Source organism: Nesiotobacter zosterae (assembly GCF_033843645.1).
Lineage (GTDB): Bacteria > Pseudomonadota > Alphaproteobacteria > Rhizobiales > Stappiaceae > Pseudovibrio > Pseudovibrio zosterae.
In genome coordinates this window covers 184,023-195,427 of sequence record NZ_JAWXVZ010000003.1, presented here as the reverse complement: position 1 = coordinate 195,427, position 11,405 = coordinate 184,023, and the positions used below count along the sequence as shown (strand labels likewise).

General features: G+C 56.8%; 10 protein-coding genes. 2 read left to right on the top strand and 8 right to left on the bottom strand.

Going from position 1 to position 11,405, the window contains the following annotated elements:
* Positions 1–17: 17 nt before the first annotated feature.
* The 5 genes from Q3Y58_RS05590 to Q3Y58_RS05570 all read right to left on the bottom strand — a co-directional run bounded on the left by Q3Y58_RS05590 (position 18) and on the right by Q3Y58_RS05570 (position 7,152).
* Positions 18–2,894 (bottom strand): EAL domain-containing protein, encoded by a 2,877-nt coding sequence (locus Q3Y58_RS05590; protein ID WP_413697786.1) that lies wholly within the window; start codon positions 2,892–2,894, stop codon positions 18–20.
* A 111-nt stretch (positions 2,895–3,005) separates the two neighbouring features.
* Positions 3,006–3,650 (bottom strand): GNAT family N-acetyltransferase, encoded by a 645-nt coding sequence (locus Q3Y58_RS05585; RefSeq protein WP_319621397.1) that lies wholly within the window; start codon positions 3,648–3,650, stop codon positions 3,006–3,008.
* Between the two features lie 15 nt (positions 3,651–3,665).
* The gene (locus Q3Y58_RS05580) at positions 3,666–4,943 is read right to left on the bottom strand and encodes a M16 family metallopeptidase (RefSeq protein ID WP_319621395.1); all 1,278 of its coding nucleotides are present in this window, start codon (positions 4,941–4,943) and stop codon (positions 3,666–3,668) included.
* Positions 4,944–4,946: 3 nt separating this feature from the next.
* Positions 4,947–6,353 (bottom strand): threonine synthase, encoded by a 1,407-nt coding sequence (gene thrC / locus Q3Y58_RS05575; RefSeq protein WP_274219448.1) that lies wholly within the window; start codon positions 6,351–6,353, stop codon positions 4,947–4,949.
* Between the two features lie 202 nt (positions 6,354–6,555).
* On the bottom strand, positions 6,556–7,152 hold the full coding sequence (locus tag Q3Y58_RS05570) for a YqgE/AlgH family protein (protein WP_274219449.1): 597 nt from the start codon (positions 7,150–7,152) through the stop codon (positions 6,556–6,558).
* A gap of 219 nt (positions 7,153–7,371) precedes the next feature.
* Here Q3Y58_RS05570 and Q3Y58_RS05565 point away from each other — a divergent pair, with 219 nt between their 5' ends.
* Positions 7,372–8,235, top strand: coding sequence for a protein-disulfide reductase DsbD domain-containing protein (locus Q3Y58_RS05565; protein WP_319621394.1), 864 nt, complete (start codon positions 7,372–7,374; stop codon positions 8,233–8,235).
* 176 nt (positions 8,236–8,411) lie between these two features.
* Positions 8,412–8,897 (top strand): peroxiredoxin, encoded by a 486-nt coding sequence (locus Q3Y58_RS05560; protein WP_274219451.1) that lies wholly within the window; start codon positions 8,412–8,414, stop codon positions 8,895–8,897.
* A 54-nt stretch (positions 8,898–8,951) separates the two neighbouring features.
* On the opposite strand, the gene Q3Y58_RS05555 is transcribed toward Q3Y58_RS05560, so the two are convergent.
* From Q3Y58_RS05555 to Q3Y58_RS05545, 3 genes are all read right to left on the bottom strand, one after another.
* Positions 8,952–9,974, bottom strand: coding sequence for an SURF1 family protein (locus Q3Y58_RS05555; RefSeq protein ID WP_319621391.1), 1,023 nt, complete (start codon positions 9,972–9,974; stop codon positions 8,952–8,954).
* Complete coding sequence (locus Q3Y58_RS05550; protein ID WP_274219453.1) at positions 9,964–10,365, bottom strand: DUF983 domain-containing protein; 402 nt, start codon at positions 10,363–10,365, stop codon at positions 9,964–9,966. The genes Q3Y58_RS05555 and Q3Y58_RS05550 overlap by 11 nt, the downstream gene beginning before the upstream one ends.
* A gap of 107 nt (positions 10,366–10,472) precedes the next feature.
* Positions 10,473–11,360 carry a cytochrome c oxidase subunit 3 gene (locus Q3Y58_RS05545; RefSeq protein WP_319621389.1) on the bottom strand — a complete coding sequence of 296 codons (888 nt, stop codon included), beginning with the start codon at positions 11,358–11,360 and terminating at the stop codon, positions 10,473–10,475.
* Positions 11,361–11,405: the final 45 nt, after the last annotated feature.

The following is an 11,405-nucleotide window of genomic DNA, read 5'->3' as shown; positions in this document are numbered from 1 at the left end:
ACAGCTAGCCCCCCGCCTCAAGCGTGATGGTGATACTGATCCTTCAGCAGCTTGTCCGCATCCACCGCTGTCATTGGCTGACCATATAGATAGCCCTGCGCATACTCGCAGCCCATCTGGTACAGCTCTAGAGAGTCAGATTCCGTCTCTGCGCCCTCGGCAACCACTTCCATGCCCAAGTCATGCCCCAGCGCGATAATGGACCGCAGAATGACAGGGCGTGCGCTTTGGCCGTTAGGACGCACGAATGACTGGTCAATCTTGATGGTGTCGAACTGGAAGCGCTGCAAATAGCTCAAGGAAGAATAGCCCGTACCGAAGTCATCCAGCGACAGCCCCGCGCCCAGACCACGCAGACGCTCCAGCACCTTCACGGAAAACTCCGGGTTCTGCATGACGAGTGACTCGGTCAACTCCAGTTTCAGGGAGCCCGGTGTCAGCGCCGTGCGGGACAGGACCGCTTTCACGTCATTGATCAGGTCGTGCTTAAGGAGCTGGCGCGAGGAGATGTTCACGGAGATGAACAGCGGCACATTGTGCTTGAACAACCGCTGCCATTTGGCAAGCTGTGTCGCGCCCTTATCGAGGATAAGAAGCCCAAGCTCGTTGATGAGACCCGTTTCTTCTGCAATCGGAATGAAATCCGCAGGCGGGATCAGACCACGTGTTGGATGCTCCCAGCGGGCAAGCGCCTCAAAACCGGCAATCGACTTGTCAGCCAGTCGCACGATTGGCTGGAAGAAGACCTTGATCTGATCTTTCTGCATGGCAGAGCGCAGATCATTGTCCAGAGCCAGCGTGTTCTGTGCAATCGGGCGCAGGGTTGGGCGGAACACTTCTACACGGTCGCCGCCCAGACGCTTGGCGTGGTTCAGCGCAATTTCCGCATCGCGCATGAGATCAGAGGCCCGATCCTCCGCGCCATCCAGAATGGCCGTCCCGATCGACGCAGTGAGGAACACTTCCTGCTCGCCAAACGTGACCGGCGTGCGCAAGATCGTGCGCAGCTGGTCAGAGAAGCTGGCAATGTTTTCAGCCTCCTGCTCGGAAACGATGAGAATGGCAAAGGTGTCAGCCGTAATGCGCGCCAAAGAGTCCTGTGGTTTCATTTGGCGAGACAGGCGGCGCGCTGCTGTCAACAGCATGCTATCGCCTGCTGCCTGACCGATGCTGTCATTGACCTGCTTGAAGCGGTCCAGATCCAGCAAGATCAGGGTTGGGCAGCCGGTTCCCTCAGCCCTGAAGCGTGCAATAGCCGCGGCCACTCGGTCCATGAACAGCTCACGGTTTGGCAAGCCGGTCAGGTTGTCGTGTACCGCGTCATGCATCAGACGCTCTTCGGCCATCTTCTGCGAGGTGACATCAAACAGGGTGCCCACGCAGCGGATGACTTCGCCATCAGACCCGATCACCGGGCGGGCGCGCAGGCGGAACCAGCGGTAGTGACCATCAAGACCGCGCAAACGGAAGATCTGATTGACCTTGCCCCGGCGCTGGTCGATCACGGCGTCCAGCGTTCCCCGGAACAGATCTCGATCTTGCGGGTGCAAATGCTCCAGCCACTCACGCGCCGGGCCATCCAGCGCGGCTTCTTGCAGGCCTAGGCTTTCCTCAAGTTCGTGGCTTGTGTAGATGCGATCGCGGTCCACATCCCAGTCCCAGATGATGTCACCGGACCCGGTGAGCGCGAGAGACTTGCGCTCCATGTCGCTCACCATGCCATTGTTCAGAGAGCCGCCTGCAAAGGCATGCTGCATCACCGTGAAACCAATGAGCATGATGATGAGAACGAGACCGCCAGACAATGCTGGCTGGGCAAGATCAGAGCTGAGCGCGCCTGTCGCGGTTGCCCAAACGCCCATCATCCAGACCAGCAACAAGAACCATGTCGGGATCAACATGATCGCGCGCTCAAAGCCTTGGAAAGCGAGCACGAGGATCAGCGCGAAACCGCCCACGGCAAAGACGCTGAACAGGATGCGGGAGACGCCAGCAGCAATTGTTGGGTCCCACAGGGCCAAGCCAAACAGGCCGAGCACCATGATCAGCATGGAGAGCGCCAAATGGGTGTAGTGAATATTCCAGCGGTTCAGGTTGAGGTAGGCGTAAAGGAACACGACCATTGCCGCGGTCAAGCTGATCTCCGCAATGGAGCGATAAAGCTGCACCTGCGCAAAAGTTCGGCCAAACACAAGGCTCCAGAACCCGAAATCAATACACAGATAAGCCATGACGGCCCACGCCATGGCCGCTGTTGCAGGGAACAGGACCGTGCCCTTGACCACAAACAGGATTGTCAGGAACAGCGCCAGCAAACCGGCAATACCCAGAACAATCCCTCGGTACAGCGAGTAAGCGTTGATGTTGTCCTTGTAGGCGTCTGGCTTCCATAAGCGCAGCTCGGGAAGGCGCGAGGAGTTCATTTCCACCACGAACGTCACCACCGCGCCCGGATCAAGCGTGATGTTGAACACATCCGCTTCCGAGCTGGTCTGGCGTTCTGGCGGAATGCCCTGACTTGGCGTTACTGAGATGATGCGGTCTGCGCCAAGGTCCGGGCGCAGCACCCCTGCATTCACCATCTTGTAGTTGGGCGCCACCAGAAGGCGGTCGATCTGCTCGTTACCCGGATTGGAAAGGGCAAACACGCCCCAATAGGACGCTTTATCGTCTGTCGAGCGCACCTCGATCCGGCGCACGATGCCGTCCATGCCCGGTGCCGTGGAAACCTGAATGCTGGAGGACCGAGCGGCGTAGATGTCGATCACGTCCGTCAGTTCCAGAGCGTCCACATCTTGAGGGACCACCACGGCTTCCAGCGCCATCGCTCGCGCTCCGAAGAAAGCGAAGAATGCACAAACCAGAACTAAAAATCGCGTTGTAAAATCGCGCACCGCATAACTCCGTTGAAGTCGCCCCGACGAACGCCCCAAATAATTCGCCCGAATATTAGCCATGCTTTGTTTACAGCGCTATGGCTAAGGGTTCACGTGGGTAAGACTAATCTAGTGGCCGTTTTCCCCATCCGGCTGAGTTTGCGGCGAGATTGTGTCAGAATACTCAGCGTCATCTTTGAGGATGGCGAACAACAAATGATCTTGCCACTGGCCGTTGATGTAAAGATAGCGCCGCGCATAGCCCTCCTGCTGAAATCCCACGCGCTTCAACAGGTTGATGGAGGCTTCATTGTGCGGCAAGCAAGCAGCTTCCAGCCGGTGCAGCTTGAGTTCCTCAAAAACGAATGGCAGCAAGCGGCTCACAGATTGGCGCATGAACCCTTTGCCAGCATACCGAACCCCCATCCAGTAACCGAGGGTACAGGCCTGAGTCACTCCGCGGCGCACATTAGACAGAGTCAAGCCGCCCATCAGCTCTTCACTATGTCGATTGAACAGGAAAAAGGCGTAACCCGTCCCATCACGGCGTTCTCTGGAATAGCGGCGAATGCGCGTCTTGAAAGCCGTGCGAAGCAGGTCCGTTGGTGGCCAGGTCGGCTCCCATGGCTGCAAGAACTCTCGGCTTTCAAGACGCACCTGCGACCACGCCTCATAGTCCGAGACGGACGGCGGGCGCAGGATCACATCTTTTGTCAGCAGCGTTGGCTGCTCCTCGCCTCCAGAAAAGCGAAAGAACATGACATCCAAAGCCATGCCTCCCCTCTTTGCCTAGGACACCACACCTGCCTCGTTCAATCTCTGCGAGATCTGAGCCAATGTTGGCATCTCGGACTTTGGCCCCACATGAACCAGTGTTGGTTGTTTGCCATAAAACACGCGCTGTGCAACACGGCAAACGTCCTCTCTGGTAACCGCATCGACCCGACGGCGGAGTTCTTCCGCATCGATGGTCTCGCCAAAGATCAGGGTCTGACGGGCGATCTGAGACGCACGGGCCGCCGGGCTTTCCAGCGCCATCATCAAGCCTGCTCGGGTCTGCGCTTTGGCGCGGTCAATTTCCTTGTCTTCGATATTCGCAACAGCCGCGTTCAGCTCCTGAATAAGCACATCCATCAGCTTGGCTGTGTGCTCAGCGCTGGTGGCCGAGTGAATTGCGAACATCCCACTGTCGTCGAACGCCCAGTGGAACGAATAGATCGAGTAGCACAAACCGCGCTTCTCGCGTATCTCCTGAAACAGGCGGGACGACATGCCGCCGCCCAGCACCGACGCCAGGATCTGAACGGCATAATAGTCCTTGTCCTGATAGGAGCACCCTTCAAAACCCAGAATAATCTGAACTTCCTGAAGATCACGCTCTACCGAAGCCTCGCCGCCGACGTATTTGGAGGCGACTGGTGCCGTTGCCTCGTTTGCTGTCAGGTCACCAAATTTTTCCTGGGCAATGGCGACGAACTTGTCATGATCAACCCGGCCTGCTGCCGAGAGCACCATGTTGGAGGCGGTGTAGTGCTTGTCCATGTAGGCGCGAATGGCTTCTGGCGTGAAGCTGGTTACCGTCTCGGGTGTACCGAGGATCGGACGGCCGAGGGACTGATCGGGCCATGCGGTTTCCAGGAGCAGATCAAAGGCCTGATCTTCCGGCGTATCCATGGCGGCACCGATTTCCTGAAGGATCACCTGCTTTTCTCGGGTAAGCTCTTCAAGGTCCAGCACGGAATGCTGCAGGATGTCTGAGAGAATATCCACGCCAAGCGGCACATCTTCCGCCAGCATTCGAAGATAGTAGTTGGTGTGTTCCACGCTCGTGGAGGCGTTCACTTCGCCGCCAACAGCTTCCACCTGCTCAGCAATATCCAGAGCGGAGCGGGTTTGCGTGCCTTTGAATGCCATATGCTCCAGCAGGTGCGTGATGCCGTTCTCGGCGGCATCTTCGCTGCGGGAGCCGGTCTTCACCCAGACGCCCAAAGCGGCTGTCTTCAGGTGTGGCATGTCATCAGTGAGTACAATGAGTCCGTTGTCTAAACGTGTCGTTTTTACTGTCATTCTTTATACCTGCGCGTTCACGGCACGAGCAGTCAATAGAACATGATCCTTGATCGCATCCGTATCGGCAGGCAAGACAGTGTATTTTTCTTCGCGCTCAAATAGGTCGCTGAGATGCGCCGGAAGGCCGGGACGCTGTCCGCTGGCTTGCTCTACCGCATCGGGGAATTTTGCTGGATGGGCCGTCGCAAGAACGACCATGGGCACGCCATCCTTCTCATAGGCTTTTGCCACATGCACACCGGTTGCAGTGTGCGGGTCGAGAAGATATGCGGACTGGTCCAGCGTTGTTTTGATTGTTTCTGCCACCTCGTCTTCGGTGGCACGGCCTGCACCAAAATCGGCGCGGATACGCTCCAGAACAGGTTCGCTCAGTTCAAATGCGCCGGATTGCTTGAGGCCTGACATGTGACGGCGGATCATTGCGCCGTCCCGATCGCCAGCTTCGAACAGGAGGCGTTCAAAGTTGGACGAAACCTGAATGTCCATGGACGGAGAAGTCGTTGCAACAACACCACGGGTCTCGTAGCGGCCAGTTTCCAGCGTGCGGGCTAGAATGTCGTTCGTGTTGGTTGCAATCACAAGCTGATCAATTGGCAGCCCCATCTTCTTGGCTACATAGCCTGCAAAGATGTCGCCGAAGTTGCCGGTTGGCACGGTGAAGGAAACTTTGCGGCCCGGTGCACCAAGAGCCGTTGCAGCCACGAAATAGTATACAACCTGGGCCACAATGCGCGCCCAGTTGATGGAATTCACACCCGCCAGAGACACGTTTTCACGGAACGTGAAGTCATTGAACAGGTCCTTCACGATGGCTTGGCAGTCATCGAAGTTACCATTGAGCGCCAATGCGTAAATGTTTGCATCTTCTGCAGTGGTCATCTGACGGCGCTGAACCGGGGAAACCCGTCCATTGGGGAACAGGATGTAGACATCGGTGCGTTCTCGGCCTCGGAACGCGTCAATTGCTGCGCCGCCCGTGTCACCTGAGGTGGCACCCACAATGGTGGCGCGCTTTCCCTGCTCCGCCAGAACATAGTCCATGAGACGCCCAAGCAACTGCATGGCCACGTCTTTGAAGGCCAGCGTGGTGCCATGGAAGAGTTCCAGCACAAAGGTGTTGGGTCCGGTCTGAACCAGAGGAGTTACCGCCTGATGCGCAAACGTGCCGTAGGCTTCGGCAATCATGCGCTTGAGATCGGCTTCCGGGATCGCATCACCAACGAAGGGAGCGATCACCTCATAGGCAACGTGCGTGTATGGTTTACCTGCGAAGCTGGCGATTTTTTCGGCGGAAAGTTCCGGCCATTCCGCTGGGACGTAAAGCCCTCCATCGCGCGCCAGACCTGTGAGCAACACCTCGGAAAAATTGAGTTCCGGAGCTTCACCGCGCGTGCTTACGTATTTCACCACTCTTAATCCTTTGCGACTGCGTATTTCAGTCTTTCGCCGTTTTAGCCGGCGCACACTACCGTTAGGGACGCCAACAGGCAAGCCAGCGGGTCAGCGTTAAACGCCAGATCCACTCGCCCGTCAAATCAGATAGCAGTTTTCCAGAGTTCGCGCACTAGCGAACACGCACCTTGGGGATACCCATCACATTTGAGGGAGATCAGGCGTGCCCGGCTTCGCTGGAGAGCATGCCCGGATCAATGCCGAGGATGCCAAGGGCTGTGCGCCATTTGTCTTCGGAGTCCACATCGAAAATCAGCGAAGGGTCCGCACGGCACGTCAGCCAGCCATTTGCGTGTATCTCGGCTTCCAACTGCCCGGGCGCCCATCCGGCATACCCAAGCGCCAACATGGCCTGCTTTGGCCCCCGGCCTTCCGCCAGCGCGCGCAGGATTTCCACGGTCGCCGTCAGGCATACCCCATCGTTGATGGGAAGACTGGAACTCTCGATGTAAAAATCATCCGTGTGCAGAACGAAACCGCGCCCGGTTTCAACCGGGCCGCCGCGATGAACCTGCATGTCCTGCAGCTCGTTCGGCAGCAAGATGCCGCCATCCTCGGGAATGATTTCGAGCTGGCTCAAAAGCTCTTCGAAGGTGATGTTGTTGGCCGGTTGATTGAGCACAATTCCCATGGCACCTTCATCGGAATGCGCGCACAGGTAGATTACTGAATGCGCAAAGCGACCGTCTTCCATGGTCGGCATCGCAATCAGAAATTGTCCATCCATATAGCTGCCGTCGGCTTCAGAGGACATACCAGCCTCATCTCCTTTTTACGAAGCTCCATTCGAATCAGAGCCTACCGCATTGCAGCGGCTTTGCAATCTGCCACTTGTAAAATTAACGGCTTCTTAGGTCGATTTCCCAATTATCATGGCAGTTGGTCCTCACTACTAACAGTGGCTCTCAAAGAGTTGACCTCGGTTCAATGAATGTAACTGGCACTTGTTAAAAGCTCCTTGTAAACGGAGACCATGATCAAAAAACTCGCTCTCTCTCTGGTTTACCTTAGTGCTGCCGTGGCGGCCACACCCGCTTTTGCAGACCGTGCCATCGGCACGGAATGGTTCGAAGTAGAAGGCGGCGCTGTGCGGCTCATCAGAGCCAGCACACCGGAAGATGACGGCACTTATAAGGCCGGCCTCGAGTTTCAGCTGGAGCCGGGTTGGCACACCTATTGGCGCTATCCGGGAGAGGCAGGCATTCCCACAGAAGCCAGTTTCAACGGTTCAACGAACCTTGCGAATGCGGAACTCCTGTTCCCCGCCCCCAAGCGCTACAGCGACGGTTTCTCCACATCGCTTATCTATGACGGAAACGTCATCCTCCCGCTTAAGTTGCAGCGTCAGAGCGATGCGCGAACCACCGTACTCAACATGACCGTCACCTTTGGCGTGTGTCAGCACATCTGCATTCCAGAACAGCAAGAGCTGTCATTGGTGCTGCCGCGTCATACGACAGAAGATGCCGAGGCAGACGCCATCATTGAGGCCGCCTTTGCCAAATTGCCTGCGCAGGCAAACGGCAATGCGCCTGTCACCGAGATTGCAGTTGTGCCGACGGACAGCGCCCCCGTGATTACTTTCTCTGCTCCGGTAAGCACTACGGAGAGCACCGCCTACGACCTGTTTGTTGAGGGGCCGGAGGGATCTTACAACAGCGTTCCCAAGCGTCTTGAAAGCAGTGATCACATTGCGCGTTGGCAGTTGCCGCTGACCGGTTTCCCCAAAGACCTGCAGGAACTTGACCTGCGGCTTACGCTGATCACCCCGCAAGGGGCCGTTGAACAGGAAGCAGCCCTCTCCTTGCCGCCGAGAGCCAAGGAAAAAAGATCGTAGTGGACGACTGCGGAACTTGCGTTTCTAAGTTAAATTCCTAGGTGTACCGTGGGTGGCTGGCAATGAGCGAGCACACCCCAAAGGTGCGTTAGCGCGCTTTCCACAAACAGTGCGCGCGGCGCTCTACCCCCTTTTGCAGCCAAAAGCCTGCAATTCCGGATCGGAGGACTGAACCCATGACAATCTCTATCGGCGACAAACTGCCGGACGCCAGCTTCAAGACACCGGGCGCTGACGGCCCGCAGAACCTGACCACAAAGCAGATTTTCGACGGCAAGACCGTTGTCCTGTTCGCTGTTCCAGGCGCTTTCACCCCGACATGCCACATGAACCACCTGCCGGGCTTCCAAAACAAGGCAGCGGACCTGAAAGCGAAGGGCGTAGACGAGATCGCCGTCGTGTCGGTCAACGACGTATTCGTCATGGACGCATGGGCAAAGGCAACCGGCGCAGGTGACGATATCCTGTTCCTTGCGGACGGCAGCGCCGACTTTACCAAGGCCATTGGGCTTGAGCTTGATGGCTCTGGCTTTGGCATGGGGCTGCGGTCTCAGCGCTATGCAATGGTGGTGAAGGACGGCACCGTTACCGCGCTGAACGTTGAAGATTCTCCCGGCGAAGCAACCACATCCGGTGCTGATGCGGTGCTCGAGCTGCTTTAAGCTCATCCACAGGCCAGACGATTTTGGGGAGAGGCATCGCCTCTCCCCTTTCTATTAGAGTTTCTTGCTGTTCTTGATGTTCTGGAATTCAGCTTCCAGTTCAGCCTTGGGATCTCGGATGGGCCGGTCTTCCACATCCGGCGGCGGCAGATCCCAATCATCCTCGTCCTCATCCCCAACAACAGGGGCAGGCTTTTTGCTCTTGCGCCACATGCTGATGCGAAAGGCGATGTACATCGCGATCAGTGTGGCAGCGAGACCGAACCATGTGAATGCGTACTGCAAATGGTTGTTGGAGAACGTCAAGCGGGTCTCGCCGGGCTGTGGCAAGTCCCCCGCAGATGCGGTGAGTTCGTTGATATCAACCGTGTAGGGCGCCGTCCTGCTCGCATCCAGCCCCAGTGCTTCCGCCATCTTTTTCGGTTCTCGCACAAACCATTCGCCGGTGTGTTCATCACCGGCAGGTGAGAAGAAGCTTGGCGTTTCGGCTCTGCGGGCAAGACCAGTCAAAATGATGGTCTCTTTTGGCGGCGCCGACCCAAGGCGCGTGGACTGGTCCCGGCGATCGATAGGCACGAACCCTCGGTTTACCAGCACCACCCAGCCTTCGCTCGTGGCAAACGGCGTGTAGACGAAGTAACCCTGCCCACCATATCGGCCACGCGGGTTGTTCAATGTGTCGAAGTAGTAAAGCTCACCAAGGATGAAACGGCCTTTAAGTGTGACCGGCAGATAGTCAATCTCCTCAGTGGTCAGCTGTTTCCATTCTTTCGGACCCGGCGCGACAACGGCTTTATCTGTAACACGTTCGGTGGCCCGCTCGATCAGCGCCTCTTTCCACGCCAACCGATCCAACTGCCAGAAGCCCAGAGAAAGCAGAACACCAAAGGCAACGAGGGTGAACAGCGTCAACCAAAGATATTGCAGGTAGAACGGCTTGCCTTTTGGCGTGACCGGCAGCTCAAGTTCCTCGTCGTCCTCGTCCGGCAGGGGGCGGAACTCAAGATCCTCCTCGCCGTCCACCTCTTTTTCAGGCGGGCTGTCCTCTGCCTTTTTCCAAGGCCATTTAATCTTCATCGATCTTCCCCTCCGCCGCATTGTGCTTGTACTGCAATACAATCAGCAGCCCCTTGAGCGGCCTTAGCAGGCCAAGGGCGAGCCCCACTGTCAGAGGAAGCCAAAGCGCCATATGCACCCAGATAGGCGGTTGATAGGCAAGTTCCACCAGCAATACGAGGCCTACAACCACAAAGCCGATAATCATGATCACAAAAACGGCCGGTCCATCACCAGAGTCGGCAGAAGCATAAGATAGACCACATACAGGGCAGGCCTCGCGCAGCTTCAACATACCGCGAAACAGTTGGCCCTCCCCGCAACGCGGGCATTTGCAGCGCAAACCGGTCGAAATGGGGTTGTCGACATACCCCTTGTAACCAGCGCTTGCATGCTTGTGCCGGTCCGCCATGGCGTCCTCCGCAAAACCTACTAGAACATTAACACGGTCTGAAGCTGACCATTGCAACGAAAAAGGGCGGCCGCGCCGCCCTTTCTACTTTACCTGTCAAAACCTGATCAAGCCGCCCAAACATAGATGGAGGCGAACAGGAACAGCCAGACAACGTCAACGAAATGCCAATACCAAGCTGCCGCCTCGAACCCGAAGTGCTTCTTTGCGGAAAAGTGGCCCGCCAAGGCACGGAAAAGGCACACAGCAAGGAAGATCGTACCCACGATCACATGGAAGCCGTGGAAGCCAGTGGCCATGTAGAAGGTTGCCCCGTAGATGTTGTCGGAAAACCCGAAAGCGGCGTGGCTGTACTCATAGGCCTGCAGTGTGGTGAACAAGAGCCCCAGAGTCACGGTGGCAATCAGCCCCCATTTCAGGCCCTCACGATCATCATGCAGCATGGCGTGGTGAGCCCAGGTTACGGTTGTACCTGACAACAGCAGAATGAAGGTGTTCAAAAGGGGCAGGTGCCAAGGGTCAAAGGTTTCAATGCCCTGTGGCGGCCACACACCGCCGGTGTGCTCGACGCGCGCATATTGTGCAGGTTCAGCAAAGAACAGGGAAACATCAAAGAACGCCCAGAACCATGCAACAAAGAACATCACCTCTGACGCGATGAACAGGATCATGCCATAACGCAGATGCAGGGATACGACGCGCGTGTGATGCCCGGCATGGGATTCACGCACCGTATCACGCCACCACATGAACATGGTGTAGAGCACGATTGCCAATCCGATAACAAACAGTCCCCAGCCGGTCAGGTCGATGCCATACGCCAATGAGCCGTCCTCAGCGGTGTATGGGAAGAACCCCAGAACATCCTCGTTGGACATCCGCATGTAGCCGATGGCCCCGATCGCCAGAATCAAAGTCCCGATCGAGGCGATGAACGGCCATGGGCTCGGGTCTATGATGTGATAGTCGTGGTTTTTGCTATGAGCTTCAGCCATACCTATGCTCCCAAATATTCTCGACGCGCATCCCTCAAAGTCATG

Excerpts from the sequence above, each read along its gene's own strand:
- Q3Y58_RS05555 (WP_319621391.1), bottom strand. The coding sequence starts at position 9,974 with ATGAAGATTAAATGGCCTTGGAAAAAGGCAGAGGACAGCCCGCCTGAA.
- Q3Y58_RS05565 (WP_319621394.1), top strand. The coding sequence starts at position 7,372 with ATGATCAAAAAACTCGCTCTCTCTCTGGTTTACCTTAGTGCTGCCGTG.
- Q3Y58_RS05585 (WP_319621397.1), bottom strand. The coding sequence starts at position 3,650 with ATGGCTTTGGATGTCATGTTCTTTCGCTTTTCTGGAGGCGAGGAGCAG.
- Q3Y58_RS05560 (WP_274219451.1), top strand. The coding sequence starts at position 8,412 with ATGACAATCTCTATCGGCGACAAACTGCCGGACGCCAGCTTCAAGACA.
- Q3Y58_RS05570 (WP_274219449.1), bottom strand. The coding sequence starts at position 7,152 with ATGTCCTCTGAAGCCGACGGCAGCTATATGGATGGACAATTTCTGATT.
- Q3Y58_RS05580 (WP_319621395.1), bottom strand. The coding sequence starts at position 4,943 with ATGACAGTAAAAACGACACGTTTAGACAACGGACTCATTGTACTCACT.
- Q3Y58_RS05550 (WP_274219453.1), bottom strand. The coding sequence starts at position 10,365 with ATGGCGGACCGGCACAAGCATGCAAGCGCTGGTTACAAGGGGTATGTC.
- Q3Y58_RS05545 (WP_319621389.1), bottom strand. The coding sequence starts at position 11,360 with ATGGCTGAAGCTCATAGCAAAAACCACGACTATCACATCATAGACCCG.